The 25,669-nt window shown below is 68.8% G+C and carries 28 protein-coding genes; 13 read left to right on the plus strand and 15 right to left on the minus strand.

The window, feature by feature from the left end; all coding sequences use genetic code 11:
* Positions 1-99 precede the first annotated feature (99 nt).
* The 3 genes from EV192_RS06705 to EV192_RS06715 all read left to right on the plus strand — a co-directional run bounded on the left by EV192_RS06705 (position 100) and on the right by EV192_RS06715 (position 2,500).
* Positions 100-1,503, plus strand: coding sequence for an NAD(P)H-quinone dehydrogenase (locus EV192_RS06705; RefSeq protein ID WP_132112055.1), 1,404 nt, complete (start codon positions 100-102; stop codon positions 1,501-1,503).
* 130 nt (positions 1,504-1,633) lie between these two features.
* Positions 1,634-1,888: a hypothetical protein gene (locus tag EV192_RS06710; protein ID WP_132112057.1), complete on the plus strand. Its 255-nt coding sequence runs from the start codon at positions 1,634-1,636 to the stop codon at positions 1,886-1,888.
* Between the two features lie 6 nt (positions 1,889-1,894).
* A complete protein-coding gene (locus EV192_RS06715; RefSeq protein ID WP_132112059.1) occupies positions 1,895-2,500 on the plus strand; it encodes a class F sortase in 606 nt (201 codons plus the stop codon).
* Here EV192_RS06715 and EV192_RS06720 read toward each other — a convergent pair.
* Positions 2,497-3,363 (minus strand): LLM class flavin-dependent oxidoreductase, encoded by an 867-nt coding sequence (locus EV192_RS06720; RefSeq protein ID WP_132112061.1) that lies wholly within the window; start codon positions 3,361-3,363, stop codon positions 2,497-2,499. The two genes, EV192_RS06715 and EV192_RS06720, sit on opposite strands and share 4 nt — an antisense overlap.
* Positions 3,364-3,412: 49 nt before the next feature.
* Between EV192_RS06720 and EV192_RS06725 the strand changes: the two genes are divergently transcribed.
* A complete protein-coding gene (locus tag EV192_RS06725) occupies positions 3,413-3,850 on the plus strand; it encodes a SixA phosphatase family protein (RefSeq protein ID WP_165960228.1) in 438 nt (145 codons plus the stop codon).
* 23 nt (positions 3,851-3,873) lie between these two features.
* On the opposite strand, the gene EV192_RS06730 is transcribed toward EV192_RS06725, so the two are convergent.
* Both EV192_RS06730 and EV192_RS06735 read right to left on the minus strand, forming a co-directional pair.
* Complete coding sequence (locus tag EV192_RS06730; protein ID WP_243726664.1) at positions 3,874-4,404, minus strand: flavoprotein; 531 nt, start codon at positions 4,402-4,404, stop codon at positions 3,874-3,876.
* Complete coding sequence (locus EV192_RS06735) at positions 4,404-5,711, minus strand: helix-turn-helix domain-containing protein (RefSeq protein WP_243726718.1); 1,308 nt, start codon at positions 5,709-5,711, stop codon at positions 4,404-4,406. The genes EV192_RS06730 and EV192_RS06735 overlap by 1 nt, the downstream gene beginning before the upstream one ends.
* A gap of 491 nt (positions 5,712-6,202) precedes the next feature.
* Between EV192_RS06735 and EV192_RS06740 the strand changes: the two genes are divergently transcribed.
* Both EV192_RS06740 and EV192_RS06745 read left to right on the plus strand, forming a co-directional pair.
* Complete coding sequence (locus EV192_RS06740; protein WP_132112067.1) at positions 6,203-6,400, plus strand: hypothetical protein; 198 nt, start codon at positions 6,203-6,205, stop codon at positions 6,398-6,400.
* Between the two features lie 119 nt (positions 6,401-6,519).
* Positions 6,520-6,858 carry a hypothetical protein gene (locus EV192_RS06745; protein WP_132112069.1) on the plus strand — a complete coding sequence of 113 codons (339 nt, stop codon included), beginning with the start codon at positions 6,520-6,522 and terminating at the stop codon, positions 6,856-6,858.
* A 157-nt stretch (positions 6,859-7,015) separates the two neighbouring features.
* Here the strand turns inward: EV192_RS06745 and glpK are convergent, their stop codons facing one another.
* Positions 7,016-8,527 (minus strand): glycerol kinase GlpK, encoded by a 1,512-nt coding sequence (glpK, locus tag EV192_RS06750; RefSeq protein WP_132112071.1) that lies wholly within the window; start codon positions 8,525-8,527, stop codon positions 7,016-7,018.
* 14 nt (positions 8,528-8,541) lie between these two features.
* Positions 8,542-9,246, minus strand: coding sequence for an MIP/aquaporin family protein (locus tag EV192_RS06755; protein ID WP_132113102.1), 705 nt, complete (start codon positions 9,244-9,246; stop codon positions 8,542-8,544).
* 266 nt (positions 9,247-9,512) lie between these two features.
* On the opposite strand from EV192_RS06755, the gene EV192_RS06760 reads away from it, so the two are divergent.
* Entirely contained in the window at positions 9,513-11,273 is a 1,761-nt protein-coding gene (locus tag EV192_RS06760) for a glycerol-3-phosphate dehydrogenase/oxidase (protein ID WP_424923343.1), read from the plus strand.
* 50 nt (positions 11,274-11,323) lie between these two features.
* On the opposite strand, the gene EV192_RS06765 is transcribed toward EV192_RS06760, so the two are convergent.
* The 4 genes from EV192_RS06765 to EV192_RS06780 all read right to left on the minus strand — a co-directional run bounded on the left by EV192_RS06765 (position 11,324) and on the right by EV192_RS06780 (position 14,249).
* The gene (locus tag EV192_RS06765; protein WP_132112073.1) at positions 11,324-12,124 is read right to left on the minus strand and encodes an ESX secretion-associated protein EspG; all 801 of its coding nucleotides are present in this window, start codon (positions 12,122-12,124) and stop codon (positions 11,324-11,326) included.
* A 2-nt stretch (positions 12,125-12,126) separates the two neighbouring features.
* A complete protein-coding gene (locus EV192_RS06770; RefSeq protein ID WP_132112075.1) occupies positions 12,127-13,299 on the minus strand; it encodes a WXG100 family type VII secretion target in 1,173 nt (390 codons plus the stop codon).
* 4 nt (positions 13,300-13,303) lie between these two features.
* Positions 13,304-13,624 carry a hypothetical protein gene (locus EV192_RS06775; protein WP_132112077.1) on the minus strand — a complete coding sequence of 107 codons (321 nt, stop codon included), beginning with the start codon at positions 13,622-13,624 and terminating at the stop codon, positions 13,304-13,306.
* Positions 13,625-13,715: 91 nt separating this feature from the next.
* A complete protein-coding gene (locus EV192_RS06780; protein ID WP_132112079.1) occupies positions 13,716-14,249 on the minus strand; it encodes a GNAT family N-acetyltransferase in 534 nt (177 codons plus the stop codon).
* A 396-nt stretch (positions 14,250-14,645) separates the two neighbouring features.
* On the opposite strand from EV192_RS06780, the gene EV192_RS06785 reads away from it, so the two are divergent.
* Genes EV192_RS06785 through EV192_RS06795 form a run of 3 tightly spaced genes read left to right on the plus strand, consistent with a single transcriptional unit; the run spans position 14,646 to position 18,398 of the window.
* Positions 14,646-17,123 carry an ABC transporter permease family protein gene (locus tag EV192_RS06785; protein WP_132112081.1) on the plus strand — a complete coding sequence of 826 codons (2,478 nt, stop codon included), beginning with the start codon at positions 14,646-14,648 and terminating at the stop codon, positions 17,121-17,123.
* Positions 17,116-17,766, plus strand: a complete 651-nt coding sequence (locus EV192_RS06790; protein ID WP_132112083.1) for an ABC transporter ATP-binding protein — start codon at positions 17,116-17,118, stop codon at positions 17,764-17,766. The genes EV192_RS06785 and EV192_RS06790 overlap by 8 nt, the downstream gene beginning before the upstream one ends.
* Entirely contained in the window at positions 17,763-18,398 is a 636-nt protein-coding gene (locus EV192_RS06795) for an ABC transporter ATP-binding protein (RefSeq protein ID WP_132112085.1), read from the plus strand. The genes EV192_RS06790 and EV192_RS06795 overlap by 4 nt, the downstream gene beginning before the upstream one ends.
* On the opposite strand, the gene EV192_RS06800 is transcribed toward EV192_RS06795, so the two are convergent.
* From EV192_RS06800 to EV192_RS06815, 4 genes are read right to left on the minus strand one after another with little or no spacing between them, the layout of a single operon-like run.
* Positions 18,392-18,919 (minus strand): DUF1707 SHOCT-like domain-containing protein, encoded by a 528-nt coding sequence (locus EV192_RS06800; protein WP_132112087.1) that lies wholly within the window; start codon positions 18,917-18,919, stop codon positions 18,392-18,394. The genes EV192_RS06795 and EV192_RS06800 overlap by 7 nt on opposite strands.
* Positions 18,920-18,960: 41 nt before the next feature.
* The gene (locus EV192_RS06805) at positions 18,961-19,392 is read right to left on the minus strand and encodes a DUF1707 SHOCT-like domain-containing protein (RefSeq protein WP_132112089.1); all 432 of its coding nucleotides are present in this window, start codon (positions 19,390-19,392) and stop codon (positions 18,961-18,963) included.
* A 10-nt stretch (positions 19,393-19,402) separates the two neighbouring features.
* Complete coding sequence (locus EV192_RS06810) at positions 19,403-19,804, minus strand: DUF1707 SHOCT-like domain-containing protein (RefSeq protein WP_132112091.1); 402 nt, start codon at positions 19,802-19,804, stop codon at positions 19,403-19,405.
* Positions 19,805-19,823: 19 nt separating this feature from the next.
* Positions 19,824-21,626, minus strand: coding sequence for an acetyl/propionyl/methylcrotonyl-CoA carboxylase subunit alpha (locus EV192_RS06815; protein WP_243726665.1), 1,803 nt, complete (start codon positions 21,624-21,626; stop codon positions 19,824-19,826).
* A gap of 127 nt (positions 21,627-21,753) precedes the next feature.
* On the opposite strand from EV192_RS06815, the gene EV192_RS06820 reads away from it, so the two are divergent.
* A complete protein-coding gene (locus EV192_RS06820) occupies positions 21,754-22,401 on the plus strand; it encodes a hypothetical protein (protein WP_132112093.1) in 648 nt (215 codons plus the stop codon).
* A gap of 4 nt (positions 22,402-22,405) precedes the next feature.
* Here the strand turns inward: EV192_RS06820 and EV192_RS06825 are convergent, their stop codons facing one another.
* Entirely contained in the window at positions 22,406-23,020 is a 615-nt protein-coding gene (locus EV192_RS06825; protein WP_132112095.1) for a Maf family protein, read from the minus strand.
* Between the two features lie 63 nt (positions 23,021-23,083).
* Positions 23,084-23,674: a TetR/AcrR family transcriptional regulator gene (locus EV192_RS06830; protein ID WP_165960229.1), complete on the minus strand. Its 591-nt coding sequence runs from the start codon at positions 23,672-23,674 to the stop codon at positions 23,084-23,086.
* A 61-nt stretch (positions 23,675-23,735) separates the two neighbouring features.
* Between EV192_RS06830 and EV192_RS06835 the strand changes: the two genes are divergently transcribed.
* Together EV192_RS06835 and EV192_RS06840 are read left to right on the plus strand one after the other, a co-directional pair.
* Positions 23,736-24,722, plus strand: a complete 987-nt coding sequence (locus EV192_RS06835) for a PstS family phosphate ABC transporter substrate-binding protein (RefSeq protein ID WP_132112099.1) — start codon at positions 23,736-23,738, stop codon at positions 24,720-24,722.
* Positions 24,719-25,651 (plus strand): NAD-dependent epimerase/dehydratase family protein, encoded by a 933-nt coding sequence (locus tag EV192_RS06840; RefSeq protein ID WP_132112101.1) that lies wholly within the window; start codon positions 24,719-24,721, stop codon positions 25,649-25,651. The genes EV192_RS06835 and EV192_RS06840 overlap by 4 nt, the downstream gene beginning before the upstream one ends.
* Positions 25,652-25,669: the final 18 nt, after the last annotated feature.

A 25,669-nucleotide genomic window follows, 5' to 3' on the forward strand; every position in this document is an offset into this window, starting at 1 on the left:
CCTAGCGACCCGATTGATCCCCCGACGGGATGCGGCCCGGGGAGTCACGCGTACGGTTTACAAGACCTGCTTGCAGAGCATCAGCACAGGAGGACCCCGGTGACCCGGATCGTGATCATGGGGGGCGGCATCGCCGGTTACGAGGCGGCTTTGGTCGCCGCGCAGCACGGCGCGGACGTCACGATCGTCGAGCGCGACGGCCTCGGTGGCGCGTGCGTGCTGTACGACTGTGTGCCGTCGAAGACGTTCATCGCGTCGGCCGGGGCGCGTTCGGCCTTCCGCAACGCCGATGAGCTGGGCATTCGTACCGAGGGTGACGAGCCCGGGGTTGATCTGCCGGTGGTGCACGGTCGGGTCCGTGGGTTGGCGTTGGCGCAGTCGGCGGACATCCGGTCGCGGCTGCAGCGGGAGGGGGTCCGGCTGATCGCGGGCACCGCGCGGTTCTGCGACCCGCAGCCGGGGCTCGCGGCGCACCAGATCGCGGTCGCGCCGCACACCGGTGAGTCGGAGGTGCTCCGTGCGGATGTGACGCTGATCGCGACCGGCGCGACCCCACGCGTGCTGCCCGGCGCCGTGCCGGACGGGGAGCGGATTCTCGACTGGCGTCAGCTGTACGACCTCACTGAGCTGCCCGAACACCTCGTGGTGGTCGGGTCGGGTGTGACGGGCGCGGAGTTCGCGTCCGCGTACACCGAGATGGGTGTCAAGGTCACGGTGGTGTCCAGCCGTGACCGTGTGCTGCCGCACGAGGACGCGGACGCCGCGGCCGTGCTGGAGGACGCCTTCGCCGAGCGCGGCACCGAGCTGTTCAAGCACGCGCGGGCGGAGAAGGTCGAGCGGGTGACGGACGGGGTCGTGGTGTACCTCGCGGACGGCCGCAAGATCGACGCCAGCCACGCGCTGATGACGGTCGGGTCGGTGCCCAACACCGGGGACCTCGGCCTGGACAAGATCGGTATCGAACCGGGTCCCGGCGGGTTCATCTCGGTCGACCGGGTCTCCCGCACAGGGGTGCCCGGGGTGTACGCGGCAGGCGACTGCACCGGCGTGTTGATGCTCGCGTCCGTCGCCGGCATGCAGGGCCGTATCGCGATGTGGCACGCGCTCGGCGAAGGTGTCGCGCCGATCAGGCTCAAGACGGTCGCCGCGAACGTGTTCACCCATCCGGAGATCGCCACGGTCGGCATCAGCCAGCAGTCGATCGACGCCGGCGAGGTGCCGGCCCGCACGATCATGCTGCCGTTGGCCACGAACGCGCGCGCCAAAATGGAGGGTCTGCGGCGCGGTTTCGTGAAGTTGTTCTGCCGCCCGGCGACGGGGGTGGTGATCGGTGGCGTGGTGGTCGCGCCGACCGCCAGCGAGCTGATCCTGCCGATCGCCATCGCGGTGCAGAACCAGTTGACGGTCGAGCATCTCGCGTTGACGTTCTCGGTCTACCCGTCGCTGTCCGGGTCGATCACCGAGGCCGGCCGCCGGCTCATGCGGCACGACGACCTGGACTGACGCGGCGGCCCGGCCGCGGGTTTACCCGGATCGACGAGATCCTCGTCGCAAAAGTCGGGGCAACTGGCCGATCTGCTCGGACGTGTATTCCGCGAAGGCTCTTTTCCAGTGGTACGAAAGGTCTCCCGGAATGCGTATTCGTTCAGTACTGGCCGGTGTCCTGGTGGGCGCGGGCGTCCTTCTGCTCGGTGCCCCCGCTGTTCTCGCGGACCAGCAGCCGAAGGCCCCGTCGACAGAGGCACCGACGGTCGCCAAGGCGCCCCCCAAGGCGAGCCCGACTCCCGCCACGACCAAGCCCACCACCCCGCCGAAGCCGGTCGCCGTGATCGTGAAGCCGAAGGGCGCCCCGGAGACCGGTGGCGGCGGCACTCAGTCGGAGCGCTGACGGCCCATGCGCAAGTGGCTGGGTGGCGCGGTCGTCGCGCTGGCTCTGACGTTGACCGGCTGCGGCGGGAAGCCGTCGAACCCGGTGCCGCCGCCGGCCGGTGGCCCGGGCCCGACAGCGGCGCAGGAACAGCAGGAGATGGCCGTTCCCGCGCTACCGGCCGCCGAGCCGACGGGCATCGAGATCCCGAAGATCAAGGCGAAGTCCACCCTGGTCCCGCTGGGCCTCAACCAGGACGGCACCATCGAGGTCCCGCCGGTCAGCGCGCCCATGCAGGCCGGGTGGTACACGAAGGCGCCGACACCGGGCGAGATCGGCCCTGCGGTGATCCTCGGCCACGTGGACGGCAACAAGCAGCCAGGCATCTTCTACCGTCTCAAGGAGATGGCGACCGGCGACGAGATCCTGGTGTCCAGAAAGGACGGATCGACCGCCCGGTTCCTGGTGGCCAAGGTCGACCAGGTGTCCAAGAAGGACTTCCCCAGCGACAAGGTGTACGGCGACGTCTCGGACGCGGAACTGCGCCTGATCACCTGCGGCGGGGTGTTCGACCGCACCGCCCACAGCTATGAGGACAACGTGATCGTCTACGCGGTCTACACACCCGCCTAGTCCGCCGGCAGTCCAGGTGGGCCTTGGTCCACGCGGCGGCGGATGGGGTCCGCGGTGTCGAGCAGCTCGCCGAACGGCATGCGCTCGTCCCACCACGTGACCCCTTCCGTCGCCAGGTCCGCCAACAGCGGCCATGTCCCGTCCGGACTGGAGCCGCCGATGACCACGTCGAACGGTTCCTCGGCACGTCCCGCGTCCCGCCGCGCCTGTCTCAGGTACGCGCCCATTGCCTGAACCTCCGCCAGCACAGGGAGTTCCGCCTGCCACGCGCCCGCCATGATCGGCACGGCCCCGTCCCAACGGGCGGCGCGGCGCATCGGCGCCTTGTTCGGCCACCGGCCGCCCACCCAGATCGGCACGCGGGGCCGTTGCACCGGCGTCGGCCGGAACACCACGTCCCGCACGGTCAGGTACGTGCCCTCGTAGGTGGTCCGCTCGCCGGACCACAGGCGATCCAGCACCTCCAGCCCCTCGTCCAGGCGGGCAGCCAACTCGCGCCGGTCGGTCGGCTCGCCGAAGGCGCCGTACTCGTCGTCCACCGGGTCGCCGAGGCCGACCCCCAGGATCATCCGCCCGCCGGTGAGCCGGTCGAGCGTGGTGACCTCCCGGGCCAGCTTCTGCGGTCGTCTGCGCGCCACCGGGGTGACCATGGTGCCCAGCTTGATCCGGCTGGTGACCATCGCGGCCGCGGTGAGCAGGATCCACGGGTCGGCGATCTCACGGGCCAGCCGTTTCTCGTGCACCATGTGGTCCCAGACGAACAACGCGTCCCACCCCGCGTGCTCGACCGCCTGAGCCAGCACGGCCACTGCCTCCGGGTCGGCGAAGTCGCCGAAATTGGGGATGCTCACCGAGAATCGCATGCGCCACACCCTGCCCCACGGCACCGACAAAACTGCCAGACTGGATCACATGACCGCTCGTACGCTGCTGATTCTCCGGCACGCCACCGCCGCGAGCGGCCCGGCGGACGCCGACGAGCAGCGCCCACTCACCGATCATGGCCGAGCCGAAGCACGGGCGCGGGGCCGCGAACTGGCCGGGTTCCAGCCGCAGCAGGTGCTGTGCTCGACCGCGCTGCGAGTCCGGCAGACCTGGCAGGAGATCAGCGCCGAACTGACCGCCCAGCCCAAGGTGGAGTTCGAGCCGACGATCTACGCGGCGACCTCGGACACCCTGCGCGAACTGATCTGGCAGACCGACGACGACGTCACCACGCTGCTGCTGATCGGCCACAACCCGGCCGTCCACGAACTGGCCTGGGAACTGCGGCGGGACGGGACACCCCAACACTTCCCGCCGGCATCACTGGCCGTGGTGACCTTCGACGGCCCCTGGACCAAGCTGTGACTTCCAACCTTCAAAGCGACATCTCAGGTGTCGAGATTCGTCAGCGCCGCGACAACCGGCCCCCATACAAACGCCTCCTCCTTTGACCTCGGCCGGATGATCTCGTTCGGCAACACGTTGACGCCCCACTGACTGAGCGTCATCAAGTTCGCCTTGAATACCGGATGCGCCGCTAAGGTCGGCTTGGCGTAAGGTGTCACGGTAACCGGCAACTTCAGGCCAAGTGCTTCGTTGAGCAGCCCGAGCGCGAACGTATCACTAATCCCCGCCACCCATTTGTTAATGGTGTTGAACGTGGCTGGCGCTACGGCAATGGCGTCAGCTCGCGGTAAGGTGTCCGGCTCTTCCGGTTGTTTGTAATCGTGCCGCACAGAATAGCCCGTAAGTGTGGCAAGCGAGGCCGCATCTATCCAGCCCGCTGCCCGTGGCGTGGGAACCAGGCAGACTGTCCAGCCTTGCGCTTGCAAGAGTCGGATCAGCTCACCAATGGCAAGGATTGGCGGTGCGGCACAACTGACCAGATATAGCACGCGCGTCGGTTTCGGCTCTGCCACTACAACGCTCCGGCCCGCGTTGCGAGGGCACGGAGGCCAGGCGTTGCGCTCTTGTGTTCACGGGCCAACAAGGTACAGAGCAGCCGCCGCGCCATGGCGTTCCGAGAGACGGCTTGCTGTGCCACTCGTTCCGCTTCAAGCAAATGCAGTACGGCCAAGCTGTCGTCACCGTGCCCGGCTGCGGCCCAGCCAAGTTCGAGGTGTATCTGCGGACGGCGACCACGCAACGCCGCAGGCAGCACGTCAGTATCAAGCGTTTCGCCAAGCCGCAATGCCGCCTGGGAATCGCCAAGAGCGACGCGCACTGACAATCCGTGGATGGCGACGTTCGTCGGACCAAAGGCAGTCCACAGCCGATTGTCGTCCTGGCCGATGTGTTCAGCCAGGACAGTAGCCTGGAGTAAGTTGTTTTTGGCCGCCTTGGCATCACCACGCCGGGCAGATATGACCGCCAAGAGCAGCAGCAACGCACCCTGAGCCGACATGGTGTCTTTTGTACTGGTGCGGGCCGACGTACCGGCCAGGCGTTCCGCAGCACTGTTGGCCGTCTGCTCAGCATCACCAATATGGCCGTCGCCGAGGAGCGCCTGGGCGACTTGGTAGGTGGCGACGCCGAACAAGTCGGGTTGCTCTGCCTCCAGCGCAGCGCGTAGACAGCGATCAGCAGTAACCCAAGCCAAGCTCGTATCACCGACCTTGCTGGCAAGCTTGGCGGCAGCAAGGTAGGCAGTGGTTTTGGTGGCGTGCGGGATTGTGTCGACTGAGGCGTCAAGCTGGCTGATGAGTGCCGGCAACAGCCGGGCGGAACCGTCGTAGTCGGCCAGTTGGTACAGCCGGTGTGCTTGGATCACGCCTGCCTTGACTTGGGCGGCCTCCAATGCAGGCGCGGGAAACTGGCCGAACAATGCCCGCCGGAGGTCGTCAAGTACCGGCAGCTCGATAGTTGGCCTATTGGTCGCTGGCAGCTCAGGTTCATGGCGGACGTCATCGCGCAGTTCGGCCGCCTTCGCGCGCACGGCGGCAAGCCGCTGATCACGGCCGCGTTGTTCGTGTTCGGCCTTGGCCGCCTCCAACTCGAAGTAGACAGCGAGTAGCGTGCCGTCCGCCTTGCACGCCTCGTCGGCAGTGCGCCAAAACGCTTCATCGGCCCGGGCGCGGCCTTTCTCAAGGTGGCCGATGTTCGAGCGGTCATAGGAGGTCTGCGCACCCAGCTCTGACTGGGTCAGATCAGCGGCTTGCCGGAAGGTGGCCAGTTTCTCACCCAGAGCACGCCGGAGCGCGGCGATCGCTTCGGGCTCGCGAGCCATGTCATCCACACTCCTAAGTGTCCAGTACGCACCAATATAAGCAGCTTACCGAGCGTGAGAGTTGAGGTGAGAGCTGTACTCACATGGTTACTCACCTTCGGCACAGTGGCTGAAGATCACGACAGGCGCTCGGTCCCAGATACCACCGCCTCCCTGAGCCGGGCACCGCCTGAGAAACCTTGTCTGCCACGAGTTTCTTTGAGGAGCAGTGATGCCAAGCGTCAACCGCGTTTTTGCTGCTTGTGTTCTGCGAACGGAGACCAGCCGCGGATGATCTTCCCTTCTGGGTGCTCGTCTCCTTGGCCGTGGTGTTGTGGTCCGCAGTCCTTGTCCGCTGGCTCTGGGCGAAATCTGGATGGGCGGCACGGTTCGTAGTGTGGCGGTGGCGGCGTCAGGATCGGGTTCGGCGGCGATGAGGCTCCTGAGATGCTGTCGCCTGGTTTCAGCCGGATCGCTCCCAAGCCTACGACGTCGAAACCTTTGATGTCCGAGTGCGGGCCGCTGAAGTGTTGGCGGCCATCGGTCCAGAGAAGCTGGGCTGGATCGCTCTGTTTCGGGCCTGCCGCTGGGCCGAAGTGTCGGCCTCCGGCTTTGAACACAACCTGGAACTTGCCGATCTGGCCTGGGTGCGGGCCAGCGAGTGGTTGCGGATTTGGCTTGGGATTGCTGGTACCTGCAAGGAAACATGAAACTCTGAGGAGGAACAACACCATGAGTGAAACGCCGACCCTGCGGGTCGTCGAACCACCTGTTGGACACAACAACTTTCCGGTGTCCTGGCCAGAAGAACCCTGTCCTTCCTGGTGCGATGGACAGCATCCCCGACTGTGAAGAACACATGTCAAGCGCATGGATGTGTTTTGTGGTGCTGTCAACGGAGGTGCCGGTGGTCGTGGCGATGGATGCGGGCGGTGGCACGACCGTGCCGGTCGTGCTGCCCAAGGAACTGGAGATTTACCTGGAGCAACGGTTCCGGGAAGTCGGGCCACGGATTGTCATTAGACAACGACCGTCCGGCGAAACGAAGCTGACGCTGCTCCCACGGGAAGCTGTGCATCTGGGGGAGGCATTGCTGCGGTTGGCAGGGATGGCGACGGACGACACGACGTTGATCTCGTGTCAAGGATGTGCGGGGCATGAGGCGTGAGGCAGAGCGACTCGTTGCAGCGCAGGCGAAGCGACTGATCGCCTCCTCCTGATCTTTCAGTCTTCACGAGCCACCACAGGTACTCGCCATGACACACCAGGTGTGTCATGGCGAGTACCTGTGCTCACCTGCTCGTTACGGGAATCACCCGTTGGTGTTATTCCTTCTCGACCCAGTCAAAGGTCTTGGTGACGGCCTTCTTCCAGTCCTTGTAGAGCTTGTCGCGCTGGTCGTCGGCCATGGTCGGTTCCCACTGCTTGTCCTTGGCCCAGTTGGTGCGGATGTCGTCCTCACCGGACCAGAACCCGACCGCGAGACCGGCGGCGTACGCGGCGCCCAGGGCGGTGGTCTCGGCGACCACCGGCCGGATCACCGGCACCCCGAGCAGGTCCGCCTGGAACTGCATGAGCAGTTCGTTGGCGACCATGCCGCCGTCGACCTTCAGCGCGGTGAGCGGCACGCCTGAGTCGGCGTTCATCGCGTCGATCACCTCACGCGACTGGAACGCTGTGGCTTCGAGCACCGCACGCGCCAAGTGTCCTTTGTTGACGAACCGGGTCAGGCCGACGATCGCGCCACGCGCGTCCGACCGCCAGTACGGCGCGAACAGGCCGGAGAACGCCGGTACGAAGTAGCAGCCGCCGTTGTCCTCGACGGACCGGGCCTGGGCCTCGATCTCCGCGGCCGTGGTGATCATGCCGAGGTTGTCCCGGATCCACTGCACCAGCGAGCCGGTGACCGCGATCGAGCCCTCCAGGGCGTACACCGTGTCGTTCGAGCCGATCTTGTAGCAGACCGTGGTGAGCAGTCCGTTCTCGCTCATCACCTTTTCGGTGCCGGTGTTGAGCAGGACGAAGTTGCCGGTGCCGTAGGTGTTCTTGGCCTCGCCGGGGGACAGGCACGCCTGGCCGAACGTGGCCGCCTGCTGGTCGCCGAGGATGCCCGCGATCGGCACGCCGGCCAGCGCGCCGCGCTCACGCACGTTGCCGTAGACCTCCGAGGAGGACCTGATCTCCGGCAGCATGGCCAGTGGAACGCCCATCTCCCGGGCGATCTCCTCGTCCCACTGGAGGGTGTCCAGGTCCATCAGCATGGTCCGGGACGCGTTGGTCGGGTCGGTGGCGTGCACCCCGCCCTCCGGGCCGCCGGTCATGTTCCACAGCACCCAGGTGTCCATGTTGCCGAACAGCAGTTCGCCGTTCTCCGCCCTGGCCCTGGCACCGTCCACATTGTCCAGGATCCAGCGGATCTTCGGGCCGGAGAAGTACGTCGCCAGCGGCAGGCCGGTCTTCGTCCGGTACCGCTCCTGCCCGCCGCCCAACGCGCCCAGCTCGTCGACGATCCGGTCGGTCCGGGTGTCCTGCCACACGATCGCGTTGTAGACCGGCTTTCCGGTGGCCTTCTCCCACACCACGGCGGTTTCGCGCTGGTTGGTGATGCCGACCACGGCGATGTCGGCGATGACGAGGTCGGCCTTGGCGAGCGCGCCGGCCGCCACCGCACGGGTGTTGCGCCAGACTTCGTCAGGGTCGTGTTCGACCCAGCCGGCCCGGGGGAAGATCTGCTCGTGCTCCTTCTGGTCGACCGCCACCACCCGGCCGTCATGGCTGAAGATCATGCAGCGGGTCGATGTGGTGCCCTGGTCGATCGCGGCCACATACTGGGCCATCAGGCTTGTCCTTTCTAGACGGCGACTTTGTAGAGAAGAGCGGCGAGCGTGCCGCCGACGAGCGGTCCGACGACGGGTATCCACGAGTATCCCCACTGCGGGCTACCTTTGCCGCGGATCGGCAGCAGGGCGTACGCGATGCGTGGGCCGAGGTCACGCGCCGGGTTGATGGCGTATCCCGTGGGGCCGCCCAGCGAGGTGCCGATCACGAGCACCACGAACGCGACGCCGGCGTAGCTCAGTGCCGCGTTCCCGGGCGGGTTGAACACGATCCAGCCGACCAGCACGAACGTGCCGATGATCTCGGTCACCAGGTTCCACACGGTGTTCCGGATCTGCGGGATCGTCGAGAAGATGCCGAGCGTGCCGCTCGGGTTGTCGTGCTTGTCGAACTGCAGCTTGTACGTCAGCCAGCAGAGGACCGCGCCGATGAACCCGCCGAGCATCTGGCCGGCGAAGTAGATCGGCACGTCCGCCCATTTGGTGCTGCCTTTGATGGCCAGGCCGAGCGTGACCGCGGGGTTCAGGTGCGCGCCGCTCGGGTTGGCGATGCTCGCCCCGGTGAAGACCGCGAATCCCCAGCCGATATTGATGAAGAGTGGACCGCCGCCGTTGCCGTTCGTGCGTTGCAGCACATGGTTCGCCACCACACCGGTACCGAGCAGGATCAGTATCGCGGTACCGAATGTCTCCCAGAAGAAGATCGTTCCCGCGCTCATCTCCACGGTCATCGCCACCTCCACGTCCGAGGGCAGGGACGTGGGCCCGACGACGCTGCCGGGTGGGCGACGTCACCGAACCCACGGTGACCAGCGACGTTAGTGGGCGCTAACGCCGCTGTCCATGATCCGGCCGGCGTTGTGTCGATGTTCGGCTCACTGGACATTCACATCGGCCATGTCACGTGCGCGCCGGGCGCGGGCGCGCCATCTTGGCGGTAGCGTGAGGCTGTCAGCTTTCAGTCAACTCGGGCAGGAGGCGCTTCGTGGCCAGCCGGAAGCCGAGGCAGCCAGTTCGCACCATCGACCCGGTGACCGTCCCCGGCCGCCTGGGTCCGGCGGAACGGGAGGATTCGTGGCGCCGGCTGGGTGAGGAGACGTTCGACCTGGTCGTGGTCGGCGGCGGCGTGGTCGGCGCGGGCACGGCGCTGGACGCGGCCACCCGCGGCCTGAAGGTCGCCCTGGTGGAGGCCCGCGACCTCGCGTCCGGGACGTCCAGCAGGTCGTCCAAGCTGTTCCACGGCGGCCTGCGTTACCTGGAGCAGCTCGAGTTCGGCCTGGTCCGGGAGGCCCTGCGGGAACGTGAGCTGATGCTCACCCTGCTCGCGCCGCACCTGGTCAAGCCGGTGAGCTTCCTGTACCCGCTGACGCACAGGCTCTGGGAGCGGCCGTACACCGCGGCCGGCCTGTTCCTGTACGACACGATGGGCGGCGCCCGCTCGGTGCCCGGCCAGAAGCACCTGACGCGGGCCGGCGCGTTGCGCATGGTGCCCGCCCTGAAACGGGACGCCCTGATCGGCGGTATCCGCTACTACGACGCCCAGGCCGACGACGCCCGGCACACCATGACGGTGGCGCGGACCGCAGCCCACTACGGCGCGGTGGTCCGGACATCCACCCAGGTCACCGGGTTCATCCGGGAGGCCGACCGGGTGTCCGGGGTGCGCGTGCGGGACGTGGAGGACGGCCGGGAGACGGAGATCAAGGCCAACGCGGTGGTCAACTCCACCGGCGTGTGGACCGACGAGCTGCAGCGGCTGTCCGGCAGCCGTGGCCGGTTCCGCGTCCAGGCCAGCAAAGGCGTCCACATCGTGGTGCCGCGCGACCGGATCGTCTCGGAGTCCGGCCTGATCCTTAGGACCGAGAAGTCGGTGCTGTTCGTGATCCCGTGGGGCAGTCACTGGATCGTGGGGACGACGGACACCGAGTGGAACCTGGACCTGGCGCACCCGGCCGCGACCAAGGCCGACATCGACTACATCCTTGACCACGTCAACACGGTCCTGGCCACCCCGCTCACCCACGACGACATCGAAGGCGTCTACGCCGGACTGCGGCCGCTGCTGGCCGGGGAGAGCGAGGAGACGTCGAAGCTGTCCCGGGAGCACGCGGTTGCCCGCGTCGCCCCCGGTCTGGTGGCGATCGCCGGCGGCAAGTACACGACATACCGTGTGATGGCGGCGGACGCGGTCGACGCGGCGTCGGTTGACCTGCCGGGTCGGATCCAGTCGTCGATCACCGACAAGGTGCCGTTGCTGGGCGCGGACGGCTACCACGCGCTGGTGAACCAGGCGGACCAGCTGGCGGTGAAGGCCGGGGTGCATCCGTACCGGGTGCGTCACCTGCTCAACCGGTACGGCTCGATGGTGCACGAGCTGCTGGCCCTGGCGGCGAACCGGCCGGAGCTGCTGAAGCCATTGACCGCCGCCCCGGACTACCTGCAGGTGGAAGCGGTCTACGCCACCAGCCACGAGGGCGCTCTGCACCTGGAGGACGTGCTGGCCCGGCGGACCAGGATCTCGATCGAGTACGCGCACCGAGGCGTGGACGCGGCGGAGCAGGTGGCCAACCTGATGGCCGAGATCCTCGGCTGGGACGCCGCGACCATGAAACGCGAGATCGACGTCTACACGGCCAGGGTGAACGCGGAACGCGACTCCCAGACCCAGCCCGACGACCAGGCGGCGGACGCCCTGCGCTCGGCCGCCCCGGAAGCCCGAGCCCGCATCATCGAGTCGGTCTCCTGACCGTCCCGGAACGCGCGACACGGCGTCCGGGAACGCGTGACACGGCTGGGTCAGTGAGTGGCGCCTTCGGCGTGGAGTTCGGTGAGGTGGTGCAGCAGGCGGCGGTGGTCCGCCGGGGAGATCGTCGTCCAGGCTTCGCCGTTGGCCTCGGTCCGGCGGACCTGGAGGTACCGGCCGGCTTCGGTGTCGAAGAAGCTGATCACCCTGGGGGTTCGGATCCGGCGGCCCCACTTGTCCCGGGCCGCGCCGCCGAACTGGCCCTGGCGCAGCACGTCGCCGATCATCGTCCGGAGCGCGTCGGCGTCGACGTCCCGCAGGCCGCGGCGGCGCAGCGAGGCTTCGAAGTCCTTGGGGGCGGTGGCGTCGCGGGCCGCTCCCTCGAAGTCCTTGCTCGGCAGGGTGACCGAGTGGCCGGGGCCCGCGGTTGCCGGCGGCAGCACCGAAAGCGCGTGCCTGGGCAGGCCGAGACCGTCCGCGGACCGCAGGGTCAGGGTGTCGCCTTCCTGGGTGGCCAGGACGCCCGCGTCGTCCGTCGCCGCCGCCAGCAGGCGCACACTCCGGCCGACCCAGAGCCGGCCGTCCAGTTCCCGCAGCGGCCGGGCGATCAGGCGCAGCAATGTCACCAGTTCCGGGGACAGCGACACCGAACGTCCGAGGCCCCTGGCTTCGAGCGACTCCCAGACCCGCTCGACCAGGAGCGCACGTTCCGTGTTCGTCCGGCCCGGCGAGGGCACCTTCAGGATCAGCGGCATGTCGCCGAGGTCAAGGTGCTCCCAGAGCACGTCGAATTCGAGCGCGGTGAGGGTGATCGCCTCGCCGAGGCCGGTCTCGTCCAGTCCCGTGTCGAACATCGTCACTGACGATACGGCCCCGTCCCGATCACGGGTGGGGGAACCTCCGACCCGGCGCCTTCGACACTCTCCGTGATCTTCTCGTCCTCGCGCCGGTCGCGCCGGCGCCGAGGCTGCACGGGCTCGACCGCTTCGGGGTTGTTCCACCCCGACATCACCGGTTCGCCCATCCGCCGAGGGATCGCACGGTCCGCGCCGCCGCCACCGCCGACGGACGCGGCCGTCGTGGGTGTCGTGGCCGACGGCGAAACGCTGCCTCCGCCACCCGGAACCATCGGAACGTTCTCCATCATGGAACCGGAGGCGGCCGCCGGGACCTTGGGGCCGGCGGAAAGCCTGCGCGAGTTGTCGGAGTCCTGCTGGCGGGTGGGGGCCACCGGTGCCAGCGGCGCCATGCCGGTCATCGGGCTCTCCGGCGGTGGAGCGGCCAGCGTCGGCACCCGCAGCTCGATCTCGGGTGCCATCGGACCGGCGAAACCGGCCTGTGCGACGGCCTCGCGCGGCAGGTGCCCGCTGAAGCGCTGTGGCGGCTCGGCCGGCTCCACCGGGGCGGCGGCCGGCGCGGACGACACCTGGGTCGTCGACGGCACGAGGTCAAGGATGTTCAACAGGTTGTGGCCACGGTTGCCGTGATGGCCGGCCGTGTCAGGAGGTTCCGGGAACGACGGCAGCGCGTCCGCGGTCGTCGTGGTGTCGTTCTGGTACATGACCATCGCCTCGAACGCCTTGCGGGCCGCCTCGGACGTGGCGCGCTCGATGGGCTCGTGATCCGACTGCAGGTCAATGAGTTGCTGCACCGGTGCGAGCGCGGGATCCGGCTTGGGCGTCGAACCAGGCGCGGGCATGGCCGCACGGACCCTGGCCACGTGTTCGGCCTGCTGCTCGACCGACGCCTGCATCGCCGCGGCGTCCGTGGCCGCCGGCCCGGCCCAGGTGGCGATGTCGGACAGCTGGGCGAACGCCGCGTTCGCCGCCTTGCCCGACCAGGACGCCTCGGCCTGTGCGACGGCTTTCTGCAGATCCTGGCCGATGTCGTGCAGGGCCGCCGACAGGGCGGACCAGCGCGCGGCCGGTTCGGCCGACGCACCCGCCCCGGGCCCGTTCTGTAACTGCGTGTACAACTCCGCGTGGCTGAAGCCGCGCCACCTTGTGATGTCCAGCTCTTCGCGCGTCACTAGCTCACCCCTGGCCGTGCTGGCTCATCGAGACGTTCTTGTCTTCCTCGGACTCGCGGTAGTCGCCCGCCGCCTTGGTCAGCTTGTCCACCATGACGCCCAGTGCGTCGCGGTAGGTCCGCAAGCTGTCCATCGCGTCCTGCGACACCGTGTTGATCCGGTAACCGGCGTACTCACTGATCGGGTCGCTCGCCCATAACGGTGTCACGCTCGCGTTCGACGAGGCCAGCCTGATCTGCTCGTCGACCTTGGCCAGCGCGTCCGAAAACACCGTCCGCAGTTTGGGCACCACTGCCGGGTCGAACTGGATTCCCTCGTCCGCCACGCCATCCTCCCGCCGAGATCGCCTGTGGGTGTCAACCGTATCCAATACCGACGCTCGGATACGACTATTGGTTCACTTGGCACCGATCTGTTCAGCCGACGGCAACCCAATGGAGTAACCGAACCGACCGGTCGCCCATCTGCTCGACACTCTCCCCGGTGAGCCGGAAGCCGCACTTCTCGGCCACCCGCCGGGACCGCACGTTGTCCGCATGGTGCTGGTAACCGATCCTGGTCAGGCCGAGAAAGCCGAACCCGAACCGCACAGCCGCGGCCAACGCCGTCGACGCAACCCCGCGACCGCGATGCGACGGATGAGTCCAACACGCGGCCTGCGCCCCGTCCGGCCCCTCGTCGAGACCACGCAGGTCGACCTCGCCGAGCAACGCTCCGGTTGTCGGCTCGGCCACCGCCCACGAACACCGCACACCGCGTTTCCATTCGGAGTCACGGCGTTGGATGTACGCGAGCGCGTCCCCGAGGTCCTCGATCTGATAGTCGGCGACCCAGCGACGGGTCTCCAGATCGGTGAACGCCTCGACGATCGCCGGCCGGTCATCGAGCAGGTCATCAGCCCGCAACGCCCGCAGATAGTAACCGCCAGCGTTGATCTCGATCGGCTCCACAGTGTCTGATTGTCCTCGCTCCGCTCGGACGAGGTTTGGCCGCCTGAAGCCGGTCATTTCCACCCCAGCCCACGCTACCGACATCTTCGCTCGGGGCTGGCCACCGCTGGGCTCGGGGCGATGTCGGGCGTGTTCTGGGGCGTAAATGACCGGCGCGGCCAAACCGGGACTGGTGTCATCTCCGCGTTGCTCCGTTCTGGCGGCTTTGGCTTCCACCCCACGGTATCGGTCTGCACTGACATTATTCGGTGCCCTGGTGGGTGGGGATGGCGTTCCGATTGGGCAACGACTTGGTGTCGTCCGGTCATCGGCCGATACCTTTCAGCGGTGAGGCTGCCCTGGAGGAACGCCCCTCGCGCGGCGTTGAGCAGTCCTGTGACCGTCATTGTCGGCCTGGTGACAGGGCTTGTGTTGGCGTTCGTGGCCGCCGCGACGGCGTTTTACGTGTCCGCGGCTGGATCCGCCGCCGCGCAGTACGCGGTGGACCATCGTTGCGCGAGCGACAACGGCCTGCATGTCGGGATTGCCACGGACGATTTCCACACGAGTGACGCGGCCGCTCGACTGGTCGCCGCCGAGCATGGCGCTGATGTCGCTTACCGCACCAGGGTTTACGGCGCGATGGGCCCGCTGGACGCGGTCAACCTGCTCAGCCGGGAGGGCGCGTTCGACAACCTGCCGGTGGTGGCCGGTGGGGACCGGACCGGCGTGTGGATCCCGGACGACGTCGCCGACCACTTCCATCTGAAACCGGGTGACGGCGTCCCGATCAACGGCGTCCTGGTGCGGGTCGGGGCGGTGTTCAAGCAGATGGTCAACCCGCTGCCGGCGTACTGGTGCGCCGACCACAGCCGGATCGTGCCCGATCCGCTCAAGGGCATCAACGGCGCGCCGGAGACGTTCGTGGTCTCGTCCGAGCTGCTGGACCAGCTCATCGTGCAGAACCAGGTGGAGCCCAAGGAGACCCATCTCGACCTGTCCACATCCCGCCCGCTGCGGACCGCGACCGATGCCCGGAAATGGGCCGACGACACGGCTGCGATGCGATCGGACGTGGTCGAAGCGCTGCACGAGTCGCCGGCGGTGACGGACTACGCGGCGCTCAGTGCCCAGACCGCCGAACGGACTCAGCAGACCGTGCGAGCGGCCGTGCTGCCACTCACCGTGATCAGCGTTCTCGCTGGGTTACTCGGGGTGATCGGCCTTGCCGCGCAGTGGATCCAGCGGCGCGGCGCCGAGGTACGTCTACTGTGGACACGCGGGGTCGGGCCGGCGGCGATCGGCGGCAAGGCCGTGCTGGAGATGGGCACGCCGTTGCTCGTCGGTGCCGCGGTGGGGTGGGGTGCCGCGTGGCTGACCGCTCCTGTGCTCACACCCGCGACCGTGTTCGATCCGTGGGCGCCAGGTGTGGCCGCGCTGCTTGCCTTGGCGGCATGGTTGATCGCCCTGGCCGTGCTGGGTCTGACCACGGCTCTCCGCGTGCGTAGGGAGTTCACGGCGGTGGACCGCACGCCGCGCCGGATCGCCTTGGTGGCCAAGAAGATGCCGTGGGAGGTCCTGGCCGGGGTCGCGGCGGTGCTCTTGTGGACGATGTCGGACGAGCACGCCGTGCAGGTGGACCCGAGCGACTCGTTGCCGGACGTTGGCCTGCCGGCGCTGGTGTTCCCGTTGCTGTGCATAGTGTTCCTGGTCGGTGTGGTGGCCAGGTTGGCCGGCTGGCTGGCCAGGGCCAGCCATCGGCTGCGGGGCTGGCGCAACCCGACCGTGCTCTGGGCGTTACGGCGGACGGCCGCGCAACGCAAGGTCGCGGTGGCGCTGCTCGCCGTGGCCGGCCTCGCGATCGGCGTGATCGCGGCCGGTGTCGGGATCGCCCGGACCGAGCGGGAGTCGTTGGCGGACAAGAGTTGGACGCGGGTCGGGTCGGACCACGCGGTGCCGCTGAGGCGCAGTGCGGCCGAGTCGGCGGGTGTCCCGGCGAGCATCCGCGGCCAGGCGACGCGGATCGCGTTCAACCAGGTGTACGTGCACGACAACATCGACGCCCGAATCCTCCTCGTCGACCCGGCCACGTTCGCCGACGGCGCCGAGTGGCGGGACCGGTGGGCCGAGCCGGCGCTCAAGGACCTGCTGGCGAAACTGGACCAGCCGACCGCGGACGGGTCGATCCCGGTGATCGCGGCCGGCAAGTACCCGTTGTCCCAGTACGTCAAGCAGGGCCTTATCGTCCCGCACACGACCGAGGTCGCCCGGGTGCCGACCTTCCCGGCGATGGGACCGACCGACGGGATGCTCGTGGCGTCCTGGAAGTTCGTGCCCGCGGACCTGCGCTGGGGTTTCCAGCAGGAGGTGTTGACCCGCGGCGACCCTGGGCCGGTGGCGAAGGCCCTCGCCGCGGCCGGCGAGCCGACCACGTCGGTGGTCGACGCGGACAGCGCCACCGAGGCGTTGCCGTTCCTTGTCGTGGCGTGGATTTTCGCGTTCTTCGTGGTGCTCGGCTTCGCGCTCGCCGCGGTCGCGGTCGCGACATTGCTGGTGTCGGTGGAAACCAGACGCCGGTCGACTGCGGTCGCGCACGCGTTGCTCGCCAGGATGGGACTACGCGCCCGTGCGCTGCTCGCGACGCATCTGGTGGAGTTGGCGATCCTCGCGGGCACAGCGACGGCCGTAGGTGTCGGCGGCGGCTGGTTGATCCTGGTGTTGGTCACCCGGTGGCTGGACCCGTATCCATTGCTCAGTCCCGTTCCGCAGCCAGCGAGCCTGAGCACGGTCGGGTTGGTCACGCTGGCCGTCGCGGTCGTCGGAGTGGTGCTGGTGGCGGGGTACGCGGTCCGGGCGGCCCGCCGAGCCAAGGTGAGGGAGCTGCTTCGTGCCTGACCTTGTATACGCTGTACACAACGTGGTTCACCGGTACCGCACGCCGTCCGGCGAGGTCACCGCGGTCCAGGACGTGACACTCGACATCCCCGGGGGCGGACTCACCGTGCTCGCCGGCCCGTCCGGCTCCGGAAAGTCCACGCTGCTGCGCGTCCTCGGCATCCTGGAACGTCCGACCGGCGGCACGGTTTCGTTGTACGGCAAGGAAACCGTCGATCTCGGCGAGCGCAGGCGGCGGGCGCTGCGGCGAAGCCTGCACCTGGTGTTCCAGAACCCGGTGGACAACCTGTTCACCTATCTCGACGTACGCGACAACCTGCGCGCCGCGGCACAACTGGCCGGCGCGCCCGAGCCGGACATGGACCTGTTGGACCGCCTTGGCCTGCCAGGCACGGCGAACTGGCCGATCAGCGCGCTGTCCGGCGGGCAGCAGCAACGGCTGGCGTTCGTGACCGCGCTCGCCGCCCGTACCAAGGTCGTGCTGGCCGACGAACCCACGTCCCAACTGGACACCGCCTCCGCCGGTCTGGTCATCGAGACCATGCTCGACCTGGTCCGGCTGGGCGTGACCGTGGTCGCCGCGTCGCACGACGACGCCGTGCTCGACGTGGCCGACCAGATCCACCGACTGGGGGACCGATGACGACCCTGCTCACCGCCGATGGCGTGTCGCGGTCCTTCGACCAGCCCGTGCTCAGGGACATCTGCCTGGAGTTACGCGCGGGCGAACTGGTGACCCTGGTCGGCAGGTCCGGCTCCGGCAAGAGCGCCCTGCTGGCCGTGCTGGCCGGATTCGACGAGCCGGACGCGGGCTCGGTCACCGTGACGGGTTCGCACGGCGGCGGCCCGCCGCCGTGGTCCGCGATGGCCGTGCTGCCGCAGAGCTTCGGCCTGCTGGACGAGCTCACGCTGGAGGAGAACGTGGCCTCGCCGATGCTGTTCGGCGGCGGCCCGGTCGACGAGGCCATGGCCCGTGCGGCGGACCTGTTGACCCGCCTGGACATCGGCCCGCTTGCCCGCCGTTACCCCGGTGAGGTCTCGGTCGGCCAACGGCAGCGGGTCGCACTGGGCCGAGCGGTCGCCGGCCGGCCCAAGGTGCTGCTGGCCGACGAACCGACCGCGCACCTCGATCACGCCACGATCCAGTTGGCTGTGCGGCTGCTGCTCGACTTCGTCGCCGAAGGCAGCGCCTGCCTGGTCGCCACGCACGACCCGGCCATCACCACCCAGGCCCACCGACGGCTGGAACTCGTCGACGGCCAGATCCGTCAGTAGCGGTGCCGCCGGTCCCGACGGCGACGGTGCTGCTCGCGTTCCCACGCGCGCCTGTCATGTGACCAGCCCTCGCCGAACATCGTGCCGCCGATGATCACGAACAGCACCGGCAGCACGAAGATCCACGGATTGCGGAACTCGAAGAGGAATAACGCGATCGTGCCCAGGAACACCACGGGCACCAAGGAGCCGTAGATCCGTTGTGCGAGCGGCCGCTGCTGCCAGCGTTCGATCCCAGGCCGCCCTGGTGGCGGCTCCGGGACAGCCGGCCGGGCGACGACCGGCTGCGGTCTGCCCGGCGCCGGCGCCGGTATCGGCCCGAACCGGGGCTTGGGTTCGGGCAGGTCGGTGAACAGCTCCAGCAGCTCACCCCGGGTCTTGGACGCGGCGACCCGGGCGGTCCGCTCGCCGTACTCGTCGATGTCGAGGCGGCCGGCACTCATGTGGTCACCCAACGCCCGTAGCGCCTGTTCGCGCTCGGCGTCCCCCACGCGGATCTCCGACGACTGAGGCTCGCTCACCTCTCAATGGTACGGCCGCGAAGCTGAGACGGACCGTGACATCAGTCCTGCAGTCGCCGCCGCTTGGCCAACTCGGACGCGCCGCCGATCACGAACACCCCGCCGAACACCGGAAGGAACACCCACCACAGGCCCGAGGTGAATCCCAACACGAAGGACGCGGGCACACCGCCGATGAACAGGATGCCGGCCATCAGGATCAGCGCGTTGCTGAGCCGGGTCTCCCGGAGGGCCTCGCCGCTGTCCGTCCGCGCGGGCGGTTGGGCCGCGGACATGTCCGGATGCGGCGCGGGCAGGTCCTCGAACAGGACCTCCAGCTCCGACCGGATGACCGCCGACATCGCCTTCGCCCGACGCTCCTCGTGTTCGGCGGGGGAGATCCGGCCCGCACCGAAGTGCTCGGAGAGCAGCCGGGCGGACTCGTCGCGTTCCGCGTCGCCGACCCTGAGATTCATGAATCGGGCCTCCACCATGGGACGGATCCTAGGAGACCATGGCAAGCACGGCGATGATGAGCAACGCGGGGATCAGCGCCCACCACTCGCCCAAGATCGCGGTGACCGTGACGATCGCGCCGATGGCGACGACTACTGCGGCCACCACGACGACGGTGGTCCGTTTCCTCGGCGGCTCGTGGCGGACCAGCGGTGCCGCCGGCACCGGAACCGGCCGCGGCCGCTGGTGGTGTTTCAGCGGGTTCGGCTCGGGCAGGTCGGCGAAGATCGCGGCCAGCTCGCCTCTGGTCTTGGCCGCCGCGGCCTGCGCGCACCGCTGGTCGTACTCGGCGACGTCCAGACGGCCCTCCGCCATGTGCTCGGCCAACGCCCGGAAGGCTTCCTCACGTTCCGTGGTGCCGATCCGGACGTTCCCGTCACCCGCTGCCATGGTTCAAGTGTAGGGAGAGTCAGTCCTTGATCTCACACAGAACGCTACCTTGGGTCACGGTCTCCCCGCTGGCCACGGCGAGTCCGGTGACCGTGCCGGACTTGTGGGCGCTGACCGGGTTCTCCATCTTCATCGCCTCCAGGACGACGAGGAGGTCGCCGGCTTCGACCTGCTGGCCGTCCTCGACCGCGATCTTGACGATCGTGCCCTGCATCGGCGCGGTCACCGCGTCGCCGGACACCGCCGCCGCGCCCTTGGCGCCGCCGCGCTTGCGTGGCTTGGCCGTCCGCGCGGACGCCTGCGCGCCGCCGCCGGACGAGATCGCCAGGTCGCCGGGCAGGGACACCTCCAGCCGTCGCCCGCCGACCTCCACGACGACCGTCTGCCGCGGCTGCTCATCCTCGGCGGCCTCGCCGGACCCGCCGAACGGCTCGATCCGGTTGTCGAACTCGGTCTCGATCCACCGGGTGTGCACGGTGAACGACTCGACGAACGCCGGGTCCCGCACGATCGCCCGGTGGAACGGCACGACCGTGGCCATGCCCTCGACCACCAGCTCGTCGAGCGCGCGCCGGGCCCGGCGCAGGGCCTCCGCGCGGCTCTCCCCGGTGACGATCAGCTTGGCCAGCAACGAGTCGAACTGGCCGCCGATCACCGAACCGGACTCGACGCCGGCGTCCACCCGCACCCCCGGGCCGTCCGGCGCCACGAACGTGGTCACTGTGCCCGGCGCGGGCAGGAAGTTGCGGCCGGCGTCCTCGCCGTTGATCCGGAACTCGAACGAGTGACCGCGCGGCTCGGGGTCCTCGGTCCAGCGCAGCGGCTGGCCGTCGGCGATCCGGAACATCTCCCTGACCAGGTCGATGCCGGTGGTCTCCTCGCTGACCGGGTGCTCCACCTGCAGCCGGGTGTTCACTTCGAGGAACGAGATCACACCGTCCTGGCCGACCAGGTACTCGACCGTGCCGGCGCCGGAGTACCCGGCCTCCTTGCAGATCGCCCGTGCCGACGTGTGGATGGTCTTGCGCTGCTCGTCGGTGAGGAACGGCGCGGGCGCCTCCTCCACGAGCTTCTGGTGCCGGCGCTGCAGCGAGCAGTCCCGCGTGCCGACCACGATCACGTTGCCGTGCTTGTCCGCCAGCACCTGGGCTTCCACGTGCCGCGGCTTGTCCAGGTACCGCTCGACGAAGCACTCGCCCCGTCCGAACGCGGTGACCGCCTCGCGGACCGCGGAGTCGAACAGCTCGGGGATCTCCTCCAGCGTGCGGGCCACCTTCAGGCCACGCCCGCCGCCGCCGAACGCGGCCTTGATGGCCACCGGCAGGCCGTGCTCCTCGGCGAACGCGACCACTTCGGCCGGCCCGTTCACCGGATCCTTGGTGCCGGGCACGAGCGGCGCGCCGGCCCGCATCGCGATGTGCCGGGCCGTGACCTTGTCGCCCAGGTCCCGGATGGCCTGTGGGCCCGGGCCGATCCACACCAGTCCGGCGTCCAGCACCGCCTGCGCGAAGTCGGCATTCTCGGACAAGAACCCGTAACCCGGATGGACGGCGTCCGCCCCCGCGCGCTTGGCCACGTCGAGCAGCTTCTCCACCGACAGGTACGACTCGCCTGGCGTGCTGCCGCCCAGCGCGAACGCCTCGTCGGCCAGCCGGACGAACGGCGTGTCCCTGTCCGGGTCCGCGTACACGGCGACGCTGGTCAGCCCGGCGTCGCGGCAGGCCCTGATCACCCGGACCGCGATCTCCCCACGGTTGGCGATGAGTACCTTGTGCAGCGAAGCGAGATCCCCCGCGGTGCTGATGCTCGCCGACTCGGGCACGCGCTCCTCCTAGTGCTGGGCTTCAGGGCAGTTTACGGCGGCCGCCAACCGCCCAACTGCGAGCAAGGCCACGTTGAACCCTTACCTTGCCAGTAGTGTCCCCCTATCCGGGTCCGGGGAGGAGCGAGTGAGATCACGTTCGGCGATCGTCACCATCGTGGTCGCCGTCGTCGTGGTCCTGGCGGCCATCGGCGGGGCGTACGTCCTGCGGACCAAGTCCGCCTCGTCCGCGTCGTCGCCACCCAACACGCCCCAGCCGCCGCCGAGCGCCGCGAGCGTGTGCCATGCCGAGCCCTGCTCGGTTGTCGCCACCGCGGCCATCGGCACCACCAGGATCGACCTGTACGCGGAAGCTGGCGGCCACTCCGGCCGGCTGAAGATCGGCGACGAGGTGGTGATCGACGTGACCATCACCGACCGGGGCGCGGCCCTGACCGGCAACTCGCTGCAGTGCGTGCCGGGCTCGCTGCAGGCATGCCTGGTGCGCGGTGAGGACCCGGCCGGCGGCACCGTGGGCGAGGTCATGGTCGGCCGGTCCGGCAAGTGGCAGACCACCGAGACGCCGTACTACTCCGACGCCGGCTACCTGGCGCTGGCGGACATCAACAACGACACCACGGCCGAGGTGATCGTCGCCCAGAAGGGGTACTACGCCCAGGTGTTCACGCTGGACGGCACCGACAAGGGCTGCACCAGGCCGGTGAACCGGCTGAACCTGCTGCCGGGCTGGCCCACCGTCAAACCGTCCCCGGCCCAGCTGCACGAGCCCTGCTGAGGCGTCACCAGAAGTCGGCCACGCTCACGCCGACCTCGGTCAGCAGCCGACGGGTCAGCGGCAGGCTGATGCCGATCACGCTGCTCGCGTTGCCGTCGATGCTCTCCACGAACCAGCCGCCCCGGCCGTCGATGGTGAACGCGCCGGCCACGTCGAGCGGTTCGCCGCTGGCGATGTAGGCGTCCAGTTCGGCCGCGGTCGGCTTGTCGAACCGGACCACCGTGCTCTCCCAGCCGGCCACGGACCCGCTGACCGCGCCGCCGGTCAGCCGGATCACGGCGTGGCCGGTGAGCAGGTCGCCGGCGTTGCCGGCCATGTCCGCCCAGCGTTCCCGGGCGCGTTCGGGGGTGCCCGGCTTGCCGAGGATCTCGCCGTTCAGCGACAGCATCGAGTCGCAGGCGACGATCACCGAGTCGGGGTGGTCCCGGGCGACGAGGTCCACCACGGCTTCGGCTTTGGCCTCGGCCAGCGCGGTGACCAGTTCCTGGTGGGTGGCGTCGGGCAGGGCGGCGGTGACGGCCTCCTCGTCGACACCGGACACCTGGACGATAGGGTCGATGCCGGCCTGCCGGAGCACGCCGAGCCGGGCAGGGGATGCCGACGCGAGTACGAAACGCACACAGGCACCCTAGAGCGTGCCCCGTGGGCCACGATCGCGAGAGCCGGGCCCACGGGGCACGCTCTAGAGGATCCGAGTGATCAGCCTGTCGACATATCGATCCTGGTCGGGCAGGTCGAACCACGGCATGGCGGCGCTCAGCTGAGCCCGGCCATGCAGGCCCAGCCACAGCTCGACCGCGACCTCGAAGGTCTCCTGTGGACGGTCCGGCAAGGCCTCCCGGACCGCGGCCATGACCGGCTCGAACGCCGCGAAGCCCGCTGCCACAACGTCTTCGGGCGGATCCGGGGCGGCGTCGGTCCGCTTGTCCGCGTGGAAGATCACCGCGTAGTGCCCGGGATGGTCCCTGGCGTAGCCGAGGTACGCGTGCGCCAGGGTGCGCAGTCGTTCGTGGACGTCTTCCGCGGTAGCCGCGGCCCGCAGGCGTTCGGCGAGGGTGGCGAAGAACCGCTTCTTCACCTCGTGCAGCAGCGCTGCCAGGTCGGCGAAGTGCAGGTACATCGCGGTCGGGCTGACGCCGGTCGCCCCGGTGACCGTGCGTACCGACAGGTCGTCCAGCTCCTTGGTGTCGAGCAGGTCGACCGTGGCCGCGATCAGGGCGTCGCGCAGCTCCTCGCCGGAGCCACGGCGGCTGCGGGGTCGGCTCGTGGTCACGGCTGAGAGCCTACTCAGCGCTAAGTTGACGACTGTACATATACGAGTGTAAACAGACGCCATGACCACATTCAAGCTGGCCGCGGCCATGTCCGCGCTGTTGGTCCTCACTGGGGTGGGCACGGCCGACGCGACCCAGTCCGCCACGATCGTGGGACTGGGCAGCGACACCACCGAGACGCTCTTCGACTCGTTCGCCGCCGACTACCATCGCGACCCGGTCGTCACCTACTGGGCGACCGGATCGCCGACCGTCACCCTGAAGGCCGGCTGCGCGCCGATCGCCCGGCCGAACGGCTCGTCGCCGGGCATCCGCGCGCTGGCCACCCGCCAGACCGCCGCGAACGGCAGTCCCTGCATCGACTTCGCGCGGTCGGTCGCGCCACGGTCACCCGGCGCGCCCGCTGACAGCGTCTTCTATCCGATCGCGAACGACGGCCTGGACTGGGCGGCGAACAAGGTCACGAACGCGCCGCCGACACTGACCTTGCGCCAGGTGGCCGACATCCTCGAATGCGACGTGACCACCTGGGACCAGGTCGGCGGCACGTCCCACGACACGATCCAGCCGTACCTGCCGGAAACCGGACCTGGCCTGGCGAACCTGCTGCACATCATCGCCGGCATCGACCACATCGGCCCGTGTGTCGGAGTGTCCCAACAGGACGATGGGACCACACCTCAGGTGAAGGACAACCCGAACGCGCTCGCGTTCTACTCGATCGGCAAGTACATCGGGCAGGCGGTGTACGGCATCGCCGACGTCCACGGCTCGCTGCGGCTGGGGAACATGGACGGCGCGCCGCCGACCGTGTTCAACCCCGGCACCGGTCGGGTCGAGGTCAACTACGGCCAGGTTCCCGGTGTCCAGGGCATTCCGGCCTCGTTCCGGATCCCGGAGTGGCTCGTGGTCCGCAAGGGCGCCGACGGCACGGTCCCGGTGTCGCTCCGGAAGTTCGTGTCGTGGGTGTGCGGCAGTCCGTTCGCCCGGTGGGACATCCAGAACCACGGATTCCTGGTGTCCCCTGACTGTGGGGTGGCGTCATGACCGTGTTGGTGACCGGGGGTTCGGGATTCCTTGCCGGCTGGTGTGTTCGTGAGTTGCTCGACCGGGGATACGACGTGCGGACGACAGTGCGCGACGCCACCCGCCGTGTCTCGTCACCGGTTCCCGTCGTCCGTGCGGACCTCGGTTCCGACGACGGTTGGGCGGAAGCCGTCGACGGGTGCGAGTACGTGCTGCATGTCGCGTCGCCTTTCCCGCGTACGGAACCGAAAGACCCCGAGGAACTCATCCGGCCCGCGCGAGACGGCGCGTTACGTGTGCTGCGGGCGGCGTTCAACGCCGGTGTCTCCCGCGTGGTGCTGACGTCGTCGAGCAGCACGATCGGGCGCGACGAGACACAGTGGACAGACCCGGCCACGGCACGGCCCTACATACGCTCGAAGATCCTCGCCGAACAGGCCGCGTGGGACTTCGTCGCGGAGCGCGGGATCCGCGACAAGCTGGTGACGATCGCACCGAGCGCGATGCTGGGGCCGGTGCGGGGCCCGAACCTCGCGTACTCGCTGCTGATCGTGTCGCGGCTGTTGAAGGGTGAGATGCCTGGGTTGCCACGGCTGGGTTTCTCGTTCGTCGACGTCCGGGACGTGGCCGCGCTGCACGTCCGGGCGATGCTCGAACCGGCGGCCGCCGGCCAGAGGTTCCTGGCGGACGCGGGATTCCTGTGGATCGCGGAGGTCGCGGACGTGCTGCGGGCGCGGCTGGGGCCGGCGGCGGCGAAGGTGCCGACCCGCAGGCTGCCCGACATCGCGGTCCGGCTGGCCGCGAAGTTCGACAGCGAACTGAAGCAGGTCGTCGGCGAACTGGGCAGACGCACCACTTACAGCACCGACAAGGCGAAGAACGTCCTTGGTTGGCTGCCGCGGCCGCTTGCCGAGACGATCGTCGACTGCGCGGAGAGTCTGCCGGTGTAGTCACAAAGGTCCGGTCTG

This window comes from Actinocrispum wychmicini, assembly GCF_004345645.1.
GTDB classification, from domain to species: Bacteria; Actinomycetota; Actinomycetes; order Mycobacteriales; family Pseudonocardiaceae; genus Kibdelosporangium; species Kibdelosporangium wychmicini.

Excerpts from the sequence above, each read along its gene's own strand:
- EV192_RS06715 (WP_132112059.1), top strand. The coding sequence starts at position 1,895 with ATGCGCAAGTGGCTGGGTGGCGCGGTCGTCGCGCTGGCTCTGACGTTG.
- EV192_RS06805 (WP_132112089.1), bottom strand. The coding sequence starts at position 19,392 with ATGGTGGAGGCCCGATTCATGAATCTCAGGGTCGGCGACGCGGAACGC.
- EV192_RS06810 (WP_132112091.1), bottom strand. The coding sequence starts at position 19,804 with ATGGCAGCGGGTGACGGGAACGTCCGGATCGGCACCACGGAACGTGAG.
- EV192_RS06745 (WP_132112069.1), top strand. The coding sequence starts at position 6,520 with ATGGACAGCATCCCCGACTGTGAAGAACACATGTCAAGCGCATGGATG.
- EV192_RS06765 (WP_132112073.1), bottom strand. The coding sequence starts at position 12,124 with ATGTTCGACACGGGACTGGACGAGACCGGCCTCGGCGAGGCGATCACC.
- EV192_RS06795 (WP_132112085.1), top strand. The coding sequence starts at position 17,763 with ATGACGACCCTGCTCACCGCCGATGGCGTGTCGCGGTCCTTCGACCAG.
- EV192_RS06735 (WP_243726718.1), bottom strand. The coding sequence starts at position 5,711 with ATGGCTCGCGAGCCCGAAGCGATCGCCGCGCTCCGGCGTGCTCTGGGT.
- EV192_RS06710 (WP_132112057.1), top strand. The coding sequence starts at position 1,634 with ATGCGTATTCGTTCAGTACTGGCCGGTGTCCTGGTGGGCGCGGGCGTC.
- EV192_RS06840 (WP_132112101.1), top strand. The coding sequence starts at position 24,719 with ATGACCGTGTTGGTGACCGGGGGTTCGGGATTCCTTGCCGGCTGGTGT.
- EV192_RS06755 (WP_132113102.1), bottom strand. The coding sequence starts at position 9,246 with ATGAGCGCGGGAACGATCTTCTTCTGGGAGACATTCGGTACCGCGATA.
- EV192_RS06835 (WP_132112099.1), top strand. The coding sequence starts at position 23,736 with ATGACCACATTCAAGCTGGCCGCGGCCATGTCCGCGCTGTTGGTCCTC.
- EV192_RS06720 (WP_132112061.1), bottom strand. The coding sequence starts at position 3,363 with ATGCGATTCTCGGTGAGCATCCCCAATTTCGGCGACTTCGCCGACCCG.
- glpK (WP_132112071.1), bottom strand. The coding sequence starts at position 8,527 with ATGGCCCAGTATGTGGCCGCGATCGACCAGGGCACCACATCGACCCGC.
- EV192_RS06725 (WP_165960228.1), top strand. The coding sequence starts at position 3,413 with ATGACCGCTCGTACGCTGCTGATTCTCCGGCACGCCACCGCCGCGAGC.